Source organism: Faecalibacterium sp. I4-3-84 (genome assembly GCF_023347255.1).
GTDB classification, from domain to species: domain Bacteria; phylum Bacillota; class Clostridia; order Oscillospirales; family Ruminococcaceae; genus Faecalibacterium; species Faecalibacterium taiwanense.
The window spans coordinates 2,662,938-2,680,171 of record NZ_CP094466.1 but is presented as its reverse complement, the minus strand read 5'-3'; the positions used below and the strand labels follow the sequence as shown (position 1 = coordinate 2,680,171).

The following is a 17,234-nucleotide window of genomic DNA, read 5'->3' as shown; positions in this document are numbered from 1 at the left end:
AAGATTGGTTGTGTATTTTTGAAAATGGGCATAAAAAAAGAAGCCCCGTCGCTGTTCTGCTTTGGGAGCCATCAGGCTTTACCCACTGCGCAGTGCAGCGACGGGGCTTTAATCCGCTTCGACCTCGCCCATATCATAGAGGTCGAATGTGTCATCGGGCTTGACTATCAGCTTGTGCTGCCGGTACTTCTCGATGTCAAAGGCGTTCCGCTTGTTATAGTCGGAGAGCTGCCGGTACTTTGGATGCTTTGTAATGTCGTATTTGTTACTGAGAAAAGGTCTCACGCCTCGAAGCTGCAAAATACACTTGGCTCCGTCCATGACGGCGATCTCATCCTGAGACATCAGTTCTTTGCCGGTTTTCTGATAGTTCAAGCCATAGGAGTTGTTGTTGGAACGGGTTTCTGAGGTGTTGTAAAGGTCGATTGTCTCCTTGCCCAGCACCTCGCTGATTTCCTTGAGAGTCGATTTTTCTTTTCCGCCGAGGAAAAGTGTGCAGTCGCAGTTGCCCGTGATGGTGTCCGCCGCATCCTTGTAGATGGTCTTGAGCTGAGACTGGGACTGTAAGATGATTGACGCCGAGATTTCCCGGCTTCGGATGGTTGCGATGAGCTTATCAAACTTCGGGATTTGACCGATATTCGCAAACTCGTCCAGCAGACAGCGCACATGAACGGGCAGCCGTCCGTTGTAAACATCATCTGCTTTGTCGCAGAGAAGGTTGAAGAGCTGAGAATACATGATTGCCACGACGAAATTGAAGGTGTCATCGGTATCGGAAATGATGACGAATAGTGCCGTCTTCCGGTCTCCGATGGTGTCCAGCTCCATCTCATCGTAGCTCATCAGCTCCCGCAGCTCTGCGATGTCGAAGGGCGCAAGCCTTGCGCCGCAGGAAATCAAAATCGACTTAGCGGTTTTGCCCGCCGCCAGCTTGTATTTGCGGTATTGCTTGACCGCAAAGTGGTCAGGGTCGCGGGCTTCCAGCTCATCGAACATGACATCCACCGGGTTCTTAAAGGTCTCATCGTCCTCTCTGGCTTCCGAGGCATTGATCATTTCGAGCAGGGTAGTAAAGTTTTTCTCGTGGTCGGGTGCCTCGTACCAGATGTAGCCGATGAGAGCTGTGTAGTAGAGCTTTTCCGCCTTGACCCAGAAATCTTCGCCGGACTTATCGCCGTCTCCCTTCGTGTTGACGATGATCGTATTGACCAGCTTGAGGATGTCCTTCTCACTGCGGATGTAGCTGAAAGGGTTGTAGTGCATGGATTTCCGGAAATTGATGGTGTTCAGCGACTTGATGACGTAGCCGCCCTTTTCAAGCATTTTGCCGCACTCCACCAGCACCGTACCCTTCGGGTCAGTCACAACGTAGCTGCTGTGCATCTGCATCAGATTTGGTTTTACAAAAAAGCGCGTCTTGCCTGAGCCGGAACCGCCGATGACAAGGATGTTCTTGTTGCGGGCGTATTTCGGCTGCTTTGGACGGCTGTTCATGGTCAAGAACTCCGTCTGCGTCAGAATGATGTTGTTCGAGAACTCCGGGTCCGTGTACGGCTTGATGTCCTCCGGCTTACCCCATCGTGCAGATCCGTATTCTTCGCCCTGCCGGAACTTCTTGCGGTTCTTGCCCTTGACATAGACCGCCAGCTTGAGCAGCGCACCGGCAACCAGACCGATGAGTAGATCAACGGGATGAAAGCTGGGCAGCGGATTTGCGAAGGTAGTGCCGAACACGGCAAAGCCGTTTGTCAGCTTGTCGATGAACTCTGTGCCGGGGGCGAGACGAAACACGGCGGCGATCTTATCCGCGAAGTAGAAGGCGAAGACATACGGAAGGTTCAGAAGAATGAGTTTCTTCACATCGGGTTTGTTCACAGCTCCACACCCCGATCCTTGGTCTTGACCTTGACCTTCTCTTTGTGTTGTGCCTTGCTCTGGGCTTTCTCATGATCCAGCTTGTGCCGGATGGACGGCTGTTCCTTCTGCTTGACGGTTTTGGCGGAGAACTCCTTGAAGGCGGCGGTCATGACATCAACGTCCCGACCCTTGAAGAAGACAAGATAGCTGGGCGGCTCTACGGAAACGTCCTTTTTGAGCGCAAAGTCCAGACCGTATTTGCTGGCAGTCCGCTCAAAGGACTTGATGTTGCCATCCGTCACTTCAATGTTGGAGATGGCGGCATTCTGGCTCATCAGATGTTTGATGGACTGCTTGCCGCGATAGGTTTTAGGTTGCTGCATCTGCTTCTGCGCCTTCTCGATTTCCTGAACGAACTTGTCCAGAGCCTTTTTCAGCACCTCAGCGGAGATTTTACCGCCCTTGATCATGATTGCAACAACTTTGGTGTTGACTTCATCCTGCAATGCAGTGATACCTCCTTTCCTTGGAATAATTGAGGGAATGCTGCCTCAGCTAAGGCGGCACACCCGGCAGATGAATGAATATGACCATGTAAAGCCCTCCTTTCAGGCATAAAAATAGCCGCCAGCGTTTCGCTTGCGGTTTACCAGCCGTTGAAATCATGATTGACCTTTGCGGAGTAGAAATTGTCCATCGTTGCCGGAGCGTTATAGAGTGTGGTCAGGAGATATGCCCTGATGTTCCGAATGTTGGACGGACATTCCTTCATTGCGTGGAAAACATACTCGATGTGGCTGCTGTCCAGCTTGAGAAAGCGGGACTTGACCACTTGCTGCGGCATATCTTCGCCATTGATGCGGATGGTAGGAGCAGTTGAGCAAACGGCATCCAGCATGATCTCGACAATTTCACCGAGGCGGTCTCCGTCAGGACGGTCTTTCATAATCTCGTATTCGATGTTCTCTTCGATGATTTCTCTATATCGCTCTCGCTCATCCACCCAATCAGTCCCATCATTTCTGCGTCCTGTGCCTGAGTGATTGATAGATGGAGTATTGTTCAAGTGAGTATTTTCTTGGTGTGTAATTACTTGGTTCGTATTTATTTGCATTGGGTTTCCCGATGTCGGGACATCCGTTGCCGGTTTTACCGGTATCGGCTTTTCCGATGACGGTGAATCCAACGCCGGTTTTGACAACTCCGGTATTTCAAAGACAAGATACTCGCTTTGCGCCATTCTGCCGTTTTTGTCCCTACGCTGACGCCTGATGATATAACCGGCATCCTCCAATTCCTGCACAGCAGAGCGAACGCCGTCGATGCCGTCCGCGTTGAGCTTGGCAAGCCCCTTGAGGGAGTAGTCCCATTCATCCGGAAGGCTGAGGATTTTCGACATCAGCCCAACAGCCTTGAGGGAGAGCTTCTTGTTGCGAAGATGGTGATTGCTCATCATCGTGAAGTTCTCGATCTTGGGGACTCTGAAAACTGCCATAAAATCACCTTGCCATCTTGGGAAGCAGCTCTTCGCCGCACTTTTTCTGGAACTTCATTCGGATGACATCCTTGCCCTTCGGCGTGAAGTAGGTCTGAGAACCGGTGTAGCAGTACGTCACAAAATCGCGGACGATGAACAGTCCGGCATTGCTGTCCTTGTTGTAGGGAAGAAGCTGACCGGAGGGAGAGCGGAATAGGTACTTTTCTCTAAGAAGAAACTGGACGAACTTGCGCTCCGGGATTTTCAGTTCCTTCGCCGTTGTTCTAATATTGGTACAGTCATCCGGATTGATAAAGGCATCGTAGTAATCGGCTTTGGGCTTTGCAGTGTTCAGCTCAACCTCAAGAACCTTTACGCGATTCTTTTCTCGAATCAACGCCTGAGCGAACTCCATGATGACCGCCGGTTCCTTCTGAATGCGTTCCAGAAGGGAGTCCGTCATGTAGCCGCCGGTCTTGCGGATGGTGGGGACAACTTCATCGAACAGCCAGTGTTCAAACTTCTCAGCAGCAGGGAGTTTGCTGTGAACAATCAGTCGGTAAACATCGCCCTCCGGTATATAGGAAAGGGACTGCATACCACCTCTTGTAAGGGTGTCCCGTTTTAGGACACCCTTGCAGTGATCAATAATTGCCTTTCCGGGTCGGGCATATCCAAGCGCTTTCGCAATATCTGAACCGCAGAACAGGAGTGTTTCCCCTTCGAGGATCGTTCGCACCTCACCGAACTGTTCATTCTTGAAGACTTCGATTTTGTTATTCATGACTGACTTCCTTTCCGGCAGCAGATGTGCCATTTTGATTTTTGAGAGTAGAAACGGGCTTGCAGCAGTAGGGACACTCTGCAAACACGCAGGACTGATATTTCCAGAAGGGACGATGAAATCGACAGCTTCGGCACTCAGGGAGAATGCCATCCGCGCCGCTGTCAAAATGCTCAAAGCCGGGTGTGGTCTGCATCAGCAATTCGAGTGCTTGCAGATCACCGGCTGTCATGCGTTTCATGCTTAAAAACTCCTTTCCTTCGCCGCATCGCCAGCAAATATTCCGGCTTTTGGGCAACAAAAAAAGAGGGTTTGCTTCTTACTCCAAATTGGAGAAGAAACAAACCCTCTTCGTTTACGATGTAGTTCAGATGATTTCTCGGATGGTATGAATGACACCGAGCAGCAGCCCGATGAAGAAGGCGAGTCCTCCGATGAGACCGCCTATGATTAAGTTCAATGCGAAGATGCCGACTGAGCCGGAGATACCGTAGCCGCTGGGAACGAGCCAGAGGCACATCCTCCGGATGCCGAATGGCAAGCCGACGCAGATCCACATAAGGAAGTAGTCACATACGCCGTCAGGCATATAGATCGGCTTGAGAAATGACGCGAGGCAGAACGCAAGCGCGATTGGAAGCACAACCTCCTTCAAGAAGACTTTGATAGCACCCACTATATCCTCCTTCTGCCGGAAGTGTGCAGCAGCACCCTCCGGCTTGCTTGATTATTATGAAAGTCCTTTGTTTTCGGTCAAAAAAAGAAGGGACTAAGCCAGAATGCCTTGATTTTCAAGGTCTTTCTGATTTAGTCCTATTATCGCACAATAATCTTTTACAATGACCGTTGCAATATGCCCGGCTTCGATTTCGGCAATCATGGACTGAAAGCCGGGGCGGTTGAAGTTTGTTCCGCTGTATCCATCATCCGTAAAATGTTTGATATTGTTGAAACCACTTTTGCGAGCGTAGTCTTCCAGATACTTTTTCTGGTTCAGGATGCTGTTGGATTCACCCTGTAATTCGTCATCTCTGGAAAGTCTTTCGTACAATGCCGTGATTTTTCCTTGGTTGGATTTTGCCATAGTTTCACCTTCTTTGTTTTTAGTGGGGTTGCTTGATATGTAACAAAGATACGATATTTTTACTCTCTTGTAAACGCATCTTTGCTTTATCCTTATTCATTATAGCCTTTCGGGTCAGTAACCACATAGGAACTGTGACATTGTAAAAGGTTGGGCTTGAGCCAAAACCGGGTCTTGCCGCTGCCGGAACCGCCCACCACCAGCACATTTTTGTTCCGGGCGTTTTTGGGGTCCGGTGGGCGGTTGGACATCATCAGCCGTTCCGTTTTGGTCAGGATAATGTTGTCGGCAAACTTGGGAGCCATGAACGGTTCAATATCCTTGGGTGTGCCCCACCGGGCAGAGCCGTACTCCATGCCATGGCGGTACTTTTTGGCGTTTTTGCCACGCAGATAGACCGCCAGCCGCAGCCCTGCGCCGCAGCACAAGCCCACCAGCAAATCCAGAGGGGGCAGACTGGGCAGCGGGTTTGCAAACGCCACCGGGATGGTGCCCATCATGGACATGATCTTATCGCCCAGTTCCTTGCCCTCGGCAAGCCGCCACGCTTCGCCAAAGTTGGTTGCCACCAGTCCCAGCAAAATATAGGGCAGGTACAGAGCCAGCAGTTTTGTCAGCTTTTTCGTGGTCACAGTCCGCGTTCCTGTTCCTTGTGCCGGACTTTGCCGGGGAGTTCTGCTGCTGCCTGCACCAGTTCATGCAGTTTTGCCAGCACCGAGGGGCGGTTGTCTTTATTCAGCAGGGATGCCGAATATTCTTTGAAAGCTGAATTGAAGGCTTCTGCGTCCGGGGCTTTGAAAAAGACCAGATACCGGGGCGGCACCTCGGAGGTGTCCTTGCGGATGGCGTAGTCGATGCCGTACTTTTTGGCATAGCGTTCCAGCCCTCGGATACCGGTCTTGCTGATCTCCACGCTGGATACGCCCCGGTTTTGCCGCAACAGGGTGCGGACGCTTTGCTTACCTTGGGATGCTTTGGACTGGTACAGCCGAAACGCCGCCTTTACCGCCCGGAGGACAGTCCGGGCAGACAGCTTCGTGGTGGAGATCATCAGGTTGAAGGATTTCTGTTCGATTTCTTCCTGCAATGCCATCACCTCCCATGCAGCAGAATGCTTTTAGCGGTCATGCTCTGCCGGGGGCTTAGTGCGGGGCTTTTCTGCCGGAGGTTCATCGGGCACAGGCAGCACCAGCAGACGGTTGCCCAGTTTCAGAAAGGCTTCCGGCTGATGGAAAAGCTGCTCATACTTCTGTGCCATCTCCGGGGAGAGCGATGCAAAATCCTCCTCGCCCAGACCCACCACCAGAAAGTCTCCGGCAACGGCATCATACATTTCTCCGTTTTCATCCCGAAGGGCACGATTCAGGGGCAGACCCATGAGCTTGCCGTCATCGTTATAAACGATGGCAACCGGATCTTCAAAAGGGTAGCTTGCGCCGATGGAACCGCCCACCGCCTGCTGCAAGGCTTTCAGGTCGTTATCAATCTCGACCTGCTGCGGATGCTGTCCCGGTGCAATTTTCAGCACGGACAGGGTGTTTTCATTCTGTTCCATTATCATTCTCCTTAAAGATTGTGCTCTCCTGCCCGGCATGGGCGGCGTTCAACAGAGCTGCCACGAAGAAGCCGAAAAAGGCACCAGCCTCAAAAAATGCGACACCGATAAAAAAGTTCAGCATGGCACACCTCACTCCATCATCCAGTTCAAGATACTTCCGCCCCAGCTTTTCATCCAGCAGCCTCCGGAACTCACGTTCAATTTTGTCACGCTCGCAGGCAACTCGCTGATAGCGAGGTGTCTTCATCAGCTCCGTCCATATTGGACGTACCATTTTGTCATAGTAGTTCAGCATAAAGTCTTTATCCATAGGCATCCTCCTTTTGAAATGTTTTGTGGGTAAAAATAAAAGCGCAGCTTCTATTCATTCAGAGTAGAAGTTGCGCTTTGCTGCTAATTTGTGCGTCAGACCACCACTATTTATTTTTCTGCTTCGATGTACTGCCTTAGAACATCGCAGAATGTCATATCATTGCATTTGCTGATCTGCTCCTTTACGGATACTGATTATTTCACCTCGAAAGTTACGCATATAAGCTATTGCTTTTTGTATGCGCACATGCTATGATATAAACAACATTGTTCAGCATATTGTTTACAACAAGGAGGACATGAAATGGCAACTGCAAACGATCTTTTAGCTCGAGCTATAGACGAAACAAAGCATCTACATACTAATGAAATTTTTCTTGTACGAGATTTATTTAAAGGCTATGAGTGGAATCGAATCTCAAGAAGTGACAGATTGTTATTGGGAACTTTGTTCTTAAACTACGTTCACACCTCTGGAACCCGTTTGAAACCAATCGAAAAAACTTCCTCTGGACAGCAAAAGTATAAAGTCGGCAGCAATTGATAGTTTTATACACTATCAGAATGACAACTATTCGAGAGGGAGGATTTGCCATATGAAAGCAGAATTATACAAGAGACTATTTCGAGCCATTTTCTCCGAAGATATAGCATCATTAAAAAAAATAGCCATTGCAATCATTCAAGAGGAGCGCAAACTCGGTCATAACGTTCTTGCAGACTCTTTAGAAAAAATTTCAATTACCGAAAAGCCCAAATATACTCTGTTTGATAGTAGAAAAAACGAAAGTGGATTATCTGCTTTGCCAAAGAGCAAGCGTACAAATTCACAATTGGTATCATATATTCCAAGAGAACAATTAAAACATCATATGATTTTACCAAACGAAGTTGAAGAACGACTTCTTTCGATTGAGCAGGAATATGTAGCACGCGAACGGTTGAAAAAATTCAATCTTGTACCTAAAAGAAAAATACTTCTCTATGGTCCTCCGGGATGTGGCAAAACATTAAGTGCCGAACGAATTGCATGGAATCTCGGGTTACCACTATTGAAAGTTCGATTCGATTCTTTACTTTCTTCTTACTTTGGAGAGTCCGCATCAAACCTTAGAATGGTATTTGATTATTGCAAAAGTGAACCTGTTGTTTTACTTCTTGACGAATGTGATTTTATCGCTAAATCTCGCATTACAACGCAGGATGTTGGCGAAGTTCCTAGAATCGTCAATATGCTACTCACTTTGTTAGACGAATATGATGCTCCGGGATTGGTTCTAGCCACTACAAATTTGAAAGTATCTCTTGATGAGGCTCTTTTCCGAAGATTCGATGATGTTATTAAAATGCCGATGCCGGGGAAATTAGAACGTAAACGCTTATTGGAAATGACTTTATCTGCAATACCAGTTGCTCCGGATATTGATATGGATAAAATATCAAATCAATTGGAGGGATACTCTGCCGCCAATGTTGTTTTGATTGCACAACGGGCTGCCAAAATTGGTATTCTCACAGGGTGCAAAAAAGTATGTAACGAACATTTTGTAAAAGCATTGGAAGAAAGCTCTAAATTTTAATCTGTAAGGAGGTACGACAATGGCAGAGAATAATGGTTTTACGCATTTACCCCTCCCACTGTTATTTCAAGGAAAACCGAAATTACGTGGTGGCGGTGCAGTATCTGCGCAGACAAAGAGGAATACTGCTAATCGAATTACTCACGGTGGCTATGTGAAACATCGCTCTGCTGAATTGTCCCGCTTTTGGAAAGAACGTCGTGCAGAACGTTCAGAAAATGCGTTACCTGAAATAGAAACTGGTATTCCCATACTGCTAGAAATAGATCCTTCTACGGATATTGATTTCCTGCGTGGATTGGGATTTGAAATCGTCTGCGAGATTGAGGAAGGATTTATTATAGTTGCTACAGAAGATGTTGATCTTTCAGTCTTTAATGAGAAAGTAGATGCTTTTGTTGCAAATGTAACGGCAAGGTGCAATTCACCGGCAAAAGTTTATGCTCTCTGTGAAGATGGTGATAGGCTTAAGCGGATTTTGTCAAAAGAACTCTATGCAAAATGGGCAACAATTTCACCAGATTCAGTATATGTTATTGATATAGGCGTTAGTTGCTGTGGAAACATCGAGTTGCCTAAACGGCCCAATCGAAAAGATGATGAAACAGATGGACACTATTCTGCTCGTGAACAGCGGTGGAAGGAAAAGTTTAGTGCCGCCTATATGGCTTGGGACGAAATCAAGATGCAACGAGAAGAAACAATAGAAAATTTTGTTTCTGATTATAATGGTGAAATTATGGAACTCGCTGATGGTATATCGGAAATAGCCGATTTACCTGACAGCTTCTCGGCACGCTTAAGAATATCTGGTAAATGTTTGCTTGACCTAGTGTTGAATTTTGCATATATATTTGAAGTATCCGAAGCCGAGACAATAGCTATGGGATATACGCCCGAAAATAAAGACGATTTCATCGAAACCGTACAAATTGAGGCTCCTACCCAATCCGCTCCCATTGTATGTATAATGGATAGCGGTGTTCAAGAAGAACACAAATATTTAGCACCATCAATTTCTAGTGACGAATCTATCAGTTTACTACCCAATAATACGAGTACAAGTGACGAAGTTGCTGGAGGAGGACATGGAACACGAGTAGCCGGCGCAGTCTTGTATCCAAAGGCAGTCCCTTTAGATGGAGTTTATCAACTTCCTTGCTGGATTCGCAACATGCGAATTCTCGATGAAAACAATTGCCTGCCAGAAAATGTATATCCTCCAAAGGCAATTGCAATTGCTGTACAGAAATATAATGTTGAAAACCAAATCCCAACTAAAATATTTAATCACTCCATTGGTAGCCATCAACCTTGTGAAATGAAACACATGACACCATGGGCCGCTGAAATTGATAGTCAGTCTTACAACCACGATGTTTTGTTTATACAGGCTGCGGGAAATATTTCCACAGATGTCATATCGGCCTATTGGCAGGCGGGATATCCATATCCTGAATATCTTGACAGAGAGTTATGTAGAATTTCAAATCCAGCGCAGAGCCTACAAGCGATTACTGTCGGTTCCGTGTCAGCGGACGAGCTAGAAACGGATGACTTTATCGCACTGGGAAAGCATATGGAAGTCTCTTCATTCTCACGCTCAGGACCCGGTATTTGGGATGTCTTAAAGCCAGAAGTTGTCGAATATGGAGGAACTCACGTATATAATAAAGGGAGCGTCCCTCCTCAACTCACAACGCCTCCGGAAGTATGTCCAGAACTAATTCGTAAATCTCCAGAAGGTCCAGCTTTTGCACGTGATGATGTTGGCACGTCTTTTTCAGCACCAAAAGTCACCTATATTGCATCACAGGTTGAAAAGGCTTTGCCTGAGTCGCCTGCATTGCTGTATAGAGCTTTAATAGCCCAATCTGCCCGGTGGCCTAAAAATATCAATGAAGTTAGCAAAGAAGAATGTGTCTCTACATTGCGTCATATAGGATATGGTGTTCCGGATGTCGAACGTGCTACTCACAATGACGAGTACCGAATAACGTTGGTAACACCATCTCTTATGGAACTTGGTGATGATGAAGCTCATATTTTTCAAGTTCCTATTCCTGAAGAACTATCTAACGTTGGTGAAGATTATGACATTCTGGTCGAAGTTACTCTGTCCTATGCAGCGAATCCTCGCCGGACTCGGCGTTACGTAAAAGGGTATTTATCAACATGGCTAGATTGGTGCTGTAGCCGAATTGGAGAGAGTGCGGAGACATTTGCTCGCCGTATATTTGAAACGGGTGCTATCATTGAAGATGATGGAGACTTTAACTGGGTGCTTGGAGAGGCAACCAATCGGGGGGTAGCAGAAGGATATTCACGAAAAAATGGTACTCTTCAAAAGGATTGGTGTATAATCAAATCCAATCAATTGAGTGATGCTTTTTGCATTGCGGTTCGTGGTCATAAAGGCTGGGGAGGCTTGTTTAAAGCAAAATATTCATTAGCTATCAGTTTTGAAGCTGTCAATCAGGATATACCGATCTATGAACCGATACGGACTGAAATTGAATTGGCTGTTGAAAACGGAGAAATCGAGGTCGAAATGCCAGAGCACAAACCGTAATATCTTTATTTGGAGAAGAGTCAATTGGATTTCCTCCATTTTTGGGGCCAAGTTTGCTCGAAGAATAACCTTGAAAAGATTTACTAAACGTCCGCAATATTGTTGACCTGTTCTTGCTGCTATCCTATTCTCTGAGTTCTCATTCCTCCTATAGTATCGGCCATTATGGCACTGTTGGGCGTTGGGCCGTTCTTCATCAGTTATATGTGTCTTCTGCGATGTCATCTTTTACCATTATAACTGCGGATTCTAAATAGACACGTTTTTTCATTTCAATCTCTCTTTCTTTGAGTGAGAAAGGAAAAATCAAACGTGTTTCGTCCATATTTTGTTTTCAAGGTTCAGTTCGATTTTATCTTATCTCACGCATTCAAGGAACACAAGGATGTCAGGCAGCGGTGTGCCCTGCCGTGCGCAGGATGGTGGTTTGCAGCAGCTTCTGGATCGCATCCAGACAGTCCGTATCCGCAGACGCATAGGTGATCTTGACTTTGCAGCCTTTGACGGAAAGAGTTTCGGATTTAGCGGTGGTATCGCAGATAGCGTTCATAGGCCTCCTTTCTCCATACCCATTCGTTCAGATCGAGCTGATACAGCAGCGCATAATTAAGCCGAATGAGTTCCGGGATGCTCAACCGTCCCATCGGGCGGATCAGCCGTCCCTTGCTGATGGTCTGGACAGATTCTGCCAAGATCATAGAGGGCTGCAAAAAAGCCCGATTACCGTCCACAAGAACGTGGGCTTGGTGATCAGGCTTCTTTGCAGTATTGGATGTGACAGGCGCAACAATGAGGTTGGGCGAATAGCAGTTTGCGGTGTTGTTCTGCACCACGACCACAGGGCGGATACCGCCCTGCTCGGAGCCAAGGTGCGGCTCCAGATAAACAGCGGCGCACCCTTCACAGAAATCAGGGCATCGTCCTCGTCAAAACAAGGCAGAATGGAAGGGGCATCCTCCTCCACGATAATGGTCAGTTCCATGCCCGGGCCGATGGCGGCAAGGTAGACATTCTCGCTTGCCATTTCGGTCAGGCAGGATGCCGCCTGTTTCAGCATGGTCAGGATGTTCACATCCACAGTAATCTGCGGAGCATGGGTTGCGGAGTGAAAAGGAATCGTGTTGTTCATAGGCGTTACCTCCAAATTTTTGCAAACAAAAAAGACCCCATCGGGTCTTACGTTACGGGTCAGCGCTCGTTGCGGCGCTGCTGTTTTTTCTGCCACGCATCCAAAAGCTGGATGATCTTCTCCTCCATCTGTTTAGGCGTATAGCTGCGGGGGAAATACTTCCGCAGGGTCTCGTTTTTGATGGTCACGGTGTCTTTCTCGCTTTTTTTCTCCTGCCCCATCACATCAAAGGCTTTTTCGTAGCTGAACTCTCCCTGCTGTGCCATCTTTTTCAGTTGCTGCGCCTGCGATAAGGACGGCGCGTTCTGGGTGTCGTTCATTGCTTCTAAAAAATCCCGCTGTTGGCTTTCGTCCAGATAGGAAAGTTCCACAGCGGGATTAAAGGCAATCTTCTTTTCGTCCACCATGTCCAGCAGTTCGGGAACAAGATTGGTGAGCCGAATAAAACGCTGAACGTTTCGTGCGCTTTCACCAGCGCTTTCGGCAAGTTCTGAATCTGCCCGGAACTTCGTGCCAACTTGGCACGAAGTTAAATCTGACCTAGCACCTTGATTTTTTAGAGCTTCCAGCTTCATTTTGTAGGCAAAAGCCCGTTCACTGGGGAGGATGTGTTCACGCTGCAAATTGGAATCCACCATCAATATCACAGCAGCATCGTCCGACATTTTCCGCACAATAACCGGCAGGGTATCCAGCCCGGCAAGTTTCGCCGCATACTGACGGCGGTGCCCAGAGATGATCTCGTAGCCGTCACCATCCGGGCGGGGACGGGCAAGCAGCGGAGCCAGCACACCGTACTGAACGATGCTCTCCACCGTCCGGGTCATAGCTTCATCGTCCAACACCTTGAAGGGGTGGTTGGTGAAGGGGTGCAGCGCATCAATGGGAATCTGCTGTACCTGCTCCCGCTGTTCCTCCTGTCGGTTTTCTTCGGTGGAAAACAAGTCATCTAGCCCTTTCAGAGCTAAGTTTCCGCTGTCGATCGGCATCTGCCAGCACCTCCTTCGCAAGAGATTTGTAGGCTTCTGCCACCTTGCCCTTGGGGTCGTGCTGGAAAATGCTCTTGCCCACGGCACTAGTTTCTGCTGCTCGGACGGACCGTGGAATGGTCTGCTCAAACACCTTTAGGTGTTTCCCGTATGCCTGCCGGATCAGATTGCTGATTTGTTTTCCGTAGTTGGTACGGCTGTCGGTCATGGTCAGCAGAATGCCCTCGATTTTCAGCTTCGGGTTGATCTGCCGCCGGACCTTTTGGACGGTCTGCAAAAGCTGTTCCAGACCTTTTGCGGAAAGGTACTGTGCCTGCACAGGAATCAGGGCGGCGTCTGCCGCCGCCAGTGCGTTGATGGTGAGCATCCCCAGCGATGGCATACAGTCCAGCAAAATAAAATCGTACTCCCGTTTGGCACTGTCCAGCACCTGTTTCAGCATCTTTTCCCGGTTCATGCTGTTTACCAGAGCCACTTCCAGCCCTGCCAGTTCGATGTTGGCAGGGATCAAGTCAACGCCCTCTGCGTGGTGCAGGATGCCCTCACCGGGCTGGATGGGCTGGTCGTTCATGGCTTTCTGCATCAGGGTGGAAAGGGTGGTGGGCAGTTCATCGGGCTGCTGCCAGCCCATGCTGATGGTAAGTGAACCCTGTGGATCAGTATCCACCAGCAGGACTTTTTTGCCCTCCATTGCCAGCCCGATGCCTAGATTTTCACAGGTGGTGCTTTTCCCCACACCACCTTTTTGATTGGTAACCGCGATAATCGTAGCTTTCTTTGCGATAACATCACCCCGCTTTCGGTGAACCGCGCGCAAAGTCGTGGTTTGTCTTGTTCTGATAGTAGAGGTTCATGGTGGTGGGCGCATTGTAGAGCATCGCCAGCAGATACTGCTTCATGTTCCGCACCGGGGCGGTGTTTTCCGCCAGACAGCCCAGCACAAAACGGATGTGGTCGGCGTTCAGCTTTTTCAGCCGACTGCGTACCACCTCGGTGGGCTTGTCATCTCCGGCGATCCGCAATATCTTGCGTTTGGTGGAACAGGTGTCCACAAGCAGGTCTACGATCTGATAGATGGTATCCTCATCATCCGGGCAGAGCCGGAGCAGGAGGTCTACCTCCAACGCCTGATAAAAATAATCCTCAAGCTGCTCTCGGATGCCCCCGGAATAGATAGGGTCAGGATCGTTCCACTCTGTCTTATTCTTATCAGTCTTATTTGCTTGCGGTTTTGGCTGTTCCAGAGTTGCGCTTTCGGCAGCGCCTGAATTGCTGTTTGGGCAATTCTGTACTTGCGCTTTTGGCAAGCCGGAGGAAAAGTCCTTGACGTAGATCAGGCTGGGTCTGCCCAGACCACGGCGTTTGCGCTCAATGAGGTCCATGTCCTCCAGTTCCCGGAACAGCTTGACCGATTTGTGTTCGGCACAACAGAGGGATTCCTGCACTTCCCGGACGGTGTAGATGATATACACCCGCCCTTGCTCGTCCAGCCAGCCGTTCTTGACCGACAGGCTCATGCGGTCCAGCAGAATGCCGTACAGTGTCCGGGCATCGGTGGAGAGCTGCCGGAAGCGGTGGTCTTGGAACAGTGCCTTGGGGATGCGGAAATAGGAGAACAATTCGCCCGACTGACCGTAGAAGTAGTCGTAACTCATGGCATTAACGGATCATCATCTCACGGTCTGCGGCACCTTTCATATACATGGCTTCTGCGATGTCACATTCTGCCAATATGACGGCGGATTCCAAATCAAGGTACTTGCGTTTCTGCTCATCGTTCAGCATCCGAAAGAACTCCCGTTCGATTGCGTCACGCTTACTTGCTGCCGGTTGGTAGCGCGGTGTTTTCAGCAGCTCCTCCCATTCAGTCTGTACGGCTTTGTTAAAATAGTTCAGCATAAAGTCTTTATCCATAGGCATCCTCCTTTTTGATTGTGAATCATCTAATTTTGTGATTTCTTCGAGTACGGATGAGTTATCGACTTCAAAGAGCAGCAGTCCAAGAAGGTAATTACAGCTATTCCATTGAAAATGAAACTGTGGTATAATGCTTAAAAAGAGCTTACGAAGCCATTGAAAATGTGACACAAAACACTAAAGGTGAACTTATGAACCATACAATTCATATAAAGAAGTTAGGACCAATCAATGAATGCACATTAGAAATAAAGCAATTCAATGTATTTACTGGCCCACAGTCAAACGGAAAAAGTACTGTTGCAAAAGCTATATACTATTGTCGTTCGATTAAGCAAGACATTTTAAATATCATGATGCAGGGTGGTCCTTCTAAAGTCTTTTCAGCCAAGACTGACTGGAAATGTGCTATGCAGGCTAGAATGAAAGATAAATTTCTGCAAATTTTTGGAACTTCGTGGATTATGCCCTCTGATATGATGCTGGATTACGTCTACGGCGATGAAAAAATGTCTCTTTGTGTTTCTTTGAATGAAGATTACGAGCGTCCGGGACACAATTATGTTAATATTCAATTTTCGGAAGGCTTCTTAGAGTTATTTCAAGAATTGGATGACAACGTATTTCTCGATCCATACGCTTTTAAGAAAGGCCATTGGGAAGAAGTGCTCACCAAAACCCTCCATGATCCATACGAGACCGTGTTTATTCCAGCAGGCCGTAACCTGATTACAATACTGAGTGAGCAGATGAACTATATCTTCACTTCATTGGAGGGATCACAGCTTCGCCAGATTGACTATGTAACCAAACGTTATATTGAAACCATTTTAAAATTAAAGCCTTTATTTGGGCGTGGGTTATCTGGATATATAGATGATGTGATGGCTTCCGAAGATTCTGAAGCTGCAAAAAAATTCAAATCGAATCGTCCAGCCATCAAGCTTCTTTGCGAGAAAGCGACAGAAATTTTGGGTGGTAGCTATCGTTATGTAGATGGTGAAGAGCGTTTGTATTTAGATGAGCGTAAATATATTAAAATCAATTTCACCTCCTCTGGCCAGCAAGAAATCATTTGGGTATTCAATTTACTTTTTTATTATCTGATTGAAGATAAAAGAGTTTTTTTAATCCTTGAAGAACCAGAGTCTCATCTCTATCCAAGTTCGCAACGTAGTGTTGGTGAGCTTTTGGGACTTTTCCTCAATGACGAAAAAAATGCAGAGCTTATTACGACCCATAGTCCTTATTTGCTCGGAACTTTTAACTATATGCTTCAAGCCGGGCAAAGCAAAGGTAATGCTGGCGAAAAGATTAAACAGAAGTTGCGCAAACGATATTGGCTTGACCCAAAACAAGTGAGTGCCAGTTATATTAGGGGCGGTTCTATAGAAGATGCACTAGACCAAGATGATGAGTTGACTCTAATAAAAAACGAATTGATAGACCAAGCGTCTGTTGACATCAACAATATGAGTGATTTCATTATTGATAAAAATTTTGAGGATTCAGATAATGCCGAACATCAATAACTGTGTACCTTATCGTGCAGGAACTTGCTCATCATTTGTATCTTCAGAGAATGGATGTAAACATGAGGCAAAAAATCCTGACAAGAAGGCTATTCGACAATTCAAAGTAGATGGAGAAGTCTTTCCTAAAGGACATGATCCTGAACGGTGTGATTGGCTTTTATTAGATGATACTAAAGGAAATGCCTATTATATTGAACTCAAAGGCTCTGATATTCCTCATGCCATTGAGCAAATTGAAAGTACCATTCGAGAGATTCATTGGTCGATTTCTGAGTACATCGTTTTCAAACGAATCGTATATAAAACTGGAACACATAAGATTCAAGAAAGCTCTGTTATAAAGTGGAAACAGCGTAATAAAAATGCCATTATAAAGGAAAAGCAATTATCCGAAAATATATGATTCGTAAAAATCGGTTGAATTTTGTTCAATCGAT

20 protein-coding genes and 2 pseudogenes are annotated in these 17,234 nt (G+C 47.2%); 5 read left to right on the top strand and 17 right to left on the bottom strand.

Annotated elements, in window-relative coordinates; all coding sequences use genetic code 11:
• Positions 1 to 108: 108 nt before the first annotated feature.
• The 11 genes and pseudogenes from MTP41_RS13365 to MTP41_RS13315 all read right to left on the bottom strand — a co-directional run bounded on the left by MTP41_RS13365 (position 109) and on the right by MTP41_RS13315 (position 7,073).
• Entirely contained in the window at positions 109 to 1,878 is a 1,770-nt protein-coding gene (locus MTP41_RS13365; protein ID WP_249235717.1) for a VirD4-like conjugal transfer protein, CD1115 family, read from the bottom strand.
• Positions 1,875 to 2,366 carry a PcfB family protein gene (locus tag MTP41_RS13360; RefSeq protein WP_008816180.1) on the bottom strand — a complete coding sequence of 164 codons (492 nt, stop codon included), beginning with the start codon at positions 2,364 to 2,366 and terminating at the stop codon, positions 1,875 to 1,877. The genes MTP41_RS13365 and MTP41_RS13360 overlap by 4 nt, the downstream gene beginning before the upstream one ends.
• Positions 2,367 to 2,506: 140 nt before the next feature.
• The gene (locus tag MTP41_RS13355; protein ID WP_249235716.1) at positions 2,507 to 3,355 is read right to left on the bottom strand and encodes a DUF6017 domain-containing protein; all 849 of its coding nucleotides are present in this window, start codon (positions 3,353 to 3,355) and stop codon (positions 2,507 to 2,509) included.
• Between the two features lie 4 nt (positions 3,356 to 3,359).
• Positions 3,360 to 4,121 (bottom strand): phage antirepressor KilAC domain-containing protein, encoded by a 762-nt coding sequence (locus tag MTP41_RS13350; protein ID WP_249235715.1) that lies wholly within the window; start codon positions 4,119 to 4,121, stop codon positions 3,360 to 3,362.
• Positions 4,114 to 4,362, bottom strand: coding sequence for a hypothetical protein (locus MTP41_RS13345; protein WP_119214433.1), 249 nt, complete (start codon positions 4,360 to 4,362; stop codon positions 4,114 to 4,116). Before MTP41_RS13345 ends, MTP41_RS13350 begins: the two co-directional genes overlap by 8 nt.
• A gap of 126 nt (positions 4,363 to 4,488) precedes the next feature.
• Complete coding sequence (locus MTP41_RS13340) at positions 4,489 to 4,797, bottom strand: DUF6050 family protein (RefSeq protein WP_007046096.1); 309 nt, start codon at positions 4,795 to 4,797, stop codon at positions 4,489 to 4,491.
• Positions 4,798 to 4,950: 153 nt separating this feature from the next.
• Positions 4,951 to 5,205 (bottom strand): annotated as a pseudogene (locus tag MTP41_RS13335) (recombinase family protein); the annotation flags it as partial.
• Between the two features lie 104 nt (positions 5,206 to 5,309).
• Positions 5,310 to 5,837, bottom strand: a pseudogene (locus tag MTP41_RS13330) (type IV secretory system conjugative DNA transfer family protein); the annotation flags it as partial.
• A complete protein-coding gene (locus tag MTP41_RS13325) occupies positions 5,834 to 6,298 on the bottom strand; it encodes a PcfB family protein (RefSeq protein ID WP_097778240.1) in 465 nt (154 codons plus the stop codon). The pseudogene MTP41_RS13330 and the gene MTP41_RS13325, both read right to left, overlap by 4 nt.
• Positions 6,299 to 6,322: 24 nt before the next feature.
• The gene (locus MTP41_RS13320; RefSeq protein WP_097778241.1) at positions 6,323 to 6,760 is read right to left on the bottom strand and encodes a DUF3846 domain-containing protein; all 438 of its coding nucleotides are present in this window, start codon (positions 6,758 to 6,760) and stop codon (positions 6,323 to 6,325) included.
• Entirely contained in the window at positions 6,747 to 7,073 is a 327-nt protein-coding gene (locus tag MTP41_RS13315; RefSeq protein WP_097778242.1) for a hypothetical protein, read from the bottom strand. Before MTP41_RS13315 ends, MTP41_RS13320 begins: the two co-directional genes overlap by 14 nt.
• 306 nt (positions 7,074 to 7,379) lie before the next feature.
• Between MTP41_RS13315 and MTP41_RS13310 the strand changes: the two genes are divergently transcribed.
• Genes MTP41_RS13310 through MTP41_RS13300 form a run of 3 tightly spaced genes read left to right on the top strand, consistent with a single transcriptional unit; the run spans position 7,380 to position 11,227 of the window.
• Positions 7,380 to 7,619: a single-stranded DNA-binding protein gene (locus MTP41_RS13310; protein ID WP_097778243.1), complete on the top strand. Its 240-nt coding sequence runs from the start codon at positions 7,380 to 7,382 to the stop codon at positions 7,617 to 7,619.
• 52 nt (positions 7,620 to 7,671) lie between these two features.
• Positions 7,672 to 8,655, top strand: a complete 984-nt coding sequence (locus tag MTP41_RS13305; RefSeq protein ID WP_179859708.1) for an AAA family ATPase — start codon at positions 7,672 to 7,674, stop codon at positions 8,653 to 8,655.
• 19 nt (positions 8,656 to 8,674) lie between these two features.
• Complete coding sequence (locus tag MTP41_RS13300) at positions 8,675 to 11,227, top strand: S8 family peptidase (protein ID WP_097778244.1); 2,553 nt, start codon at positions 8,675 to 8,677, stop codon at positions 11,225 to 11,227.
• A gap of 388 nt (positions 11,228 to 11,615) precedes the next feature.
• Here the strand turns inward: MTP41_RS13300 and MTP41_RS13295 are convergent, their stop codons facing one another.
• The 6 genes from MTP41_RS13295 to MTP41_RS13270 form a co-directional block, all read right to left on the bottom strand.
• Entirely contained in the window at positions 11,616 to 11,777 is a 162-nt protein-coding gene (locus MTP41_RS13295; protein ID WP_154244677.1) for a hypothetical protein, read from the bottom strand.
• On the bottom strand, positions 11,749 to 12,057 hold the full coding sequence (locus MTP41_RS13290; protein WP_242959407.1) for a type II toxin-antitoxin system PemK/MazF family toxin: 309 nt from the start codon (positions 12,055 to 12,057) through the stop codon (positions 11,749 to 11,751). The genes MTP41_RS13295 and MTP41_RS13290 overlap by 29 nt, the downstream gene beginning before the upstream one ends.
• A gap of 358 nt (positions 12,058 to 12,415) precedes the next feature.
• Complete coding sequence (locus MTP41_RS13285) at positions 12,416 to 13,345, bottom strand: ParB/RepB/Spo0J family partition protein (protein WP_249235714.1); 930 nt, start codon at positions 13,343 to 13,345, stop codon at positions 12,416 to 12,418.
• Positions 13,302 to 14,129, bottom strand: a complete 828-nt coding sequence (locus MTP41_RS13280; RefSeq protein WP_097778391.1) for a ParA family protein — start codon at positions 14,127 to 14,129, stop codon at positions 13,302 to 13,304. The genes MTP41_RS13285 and MTP41_RS13280 overlap by 44 nt, the downstream gene beginning before the upstream one ends.
• A 4-nt stretch (positions 14,130 to 14,133) precedes the next feature.
• The gene (locus MTP41_RS13275) at positions 14,134 to 15,000 is read right to left on the bottom strand and encodes a DUF6017 domain-containing protein (RefSeq protein WP_097778247.1); all 867 of its coding nucleotides are present in this window, start codon (positions 14,998 to 15,000) and stop codon (positions 14,134 to 14,136) included.
• Between the two features lie 4 nt (positions 15,001 to 15,004).
• Positions 15,005 to 15,259, bottom strand: a complete 255-nt coding sequence (locus tag MTP41_RS13270; protein WP_097778248.1) for a hypothetical protein — start codon at positions 15,257 to 15,259, stop codon at positions 15,005 to 15,007.
• A 194-nt stretch (positions 15,260 to 15,453) separates the two neighbouring features.
• On the opposite strand from MTP41_RS13270, the gene MTP41_RS13265 reads away from it, so the two are divergent.
• Together MTP41_RS13265 and MTP41_RS13260 are read left to right on the top strand one after the other, a co-directional pair.
• A complete protein-coding gene (locus tag MTP41_RS13265; protein ID WP_097778249.1) occupies positions 15,454 to 16,794 on the top strand; it encodes an AAA family ATPase in 1,341 nt (446 codons plus the stop codon).
• Complete coding sequence (locus MTP41_RS13260) at positions 16,778 to 17,200, top strand: hypothetical protein (protein WP_143405525.1); 423 nt, start codon at positions 16,778 to 16,780, stop codon at positions 17,198 to 17,200. Before MTP41_RS13265 ends, MTP41_RS13260 begins: the two co-directional genes overlap by 17 nt.
• Positions 17,201 to 17,234 lie beyond the last annotated feature (34 nt).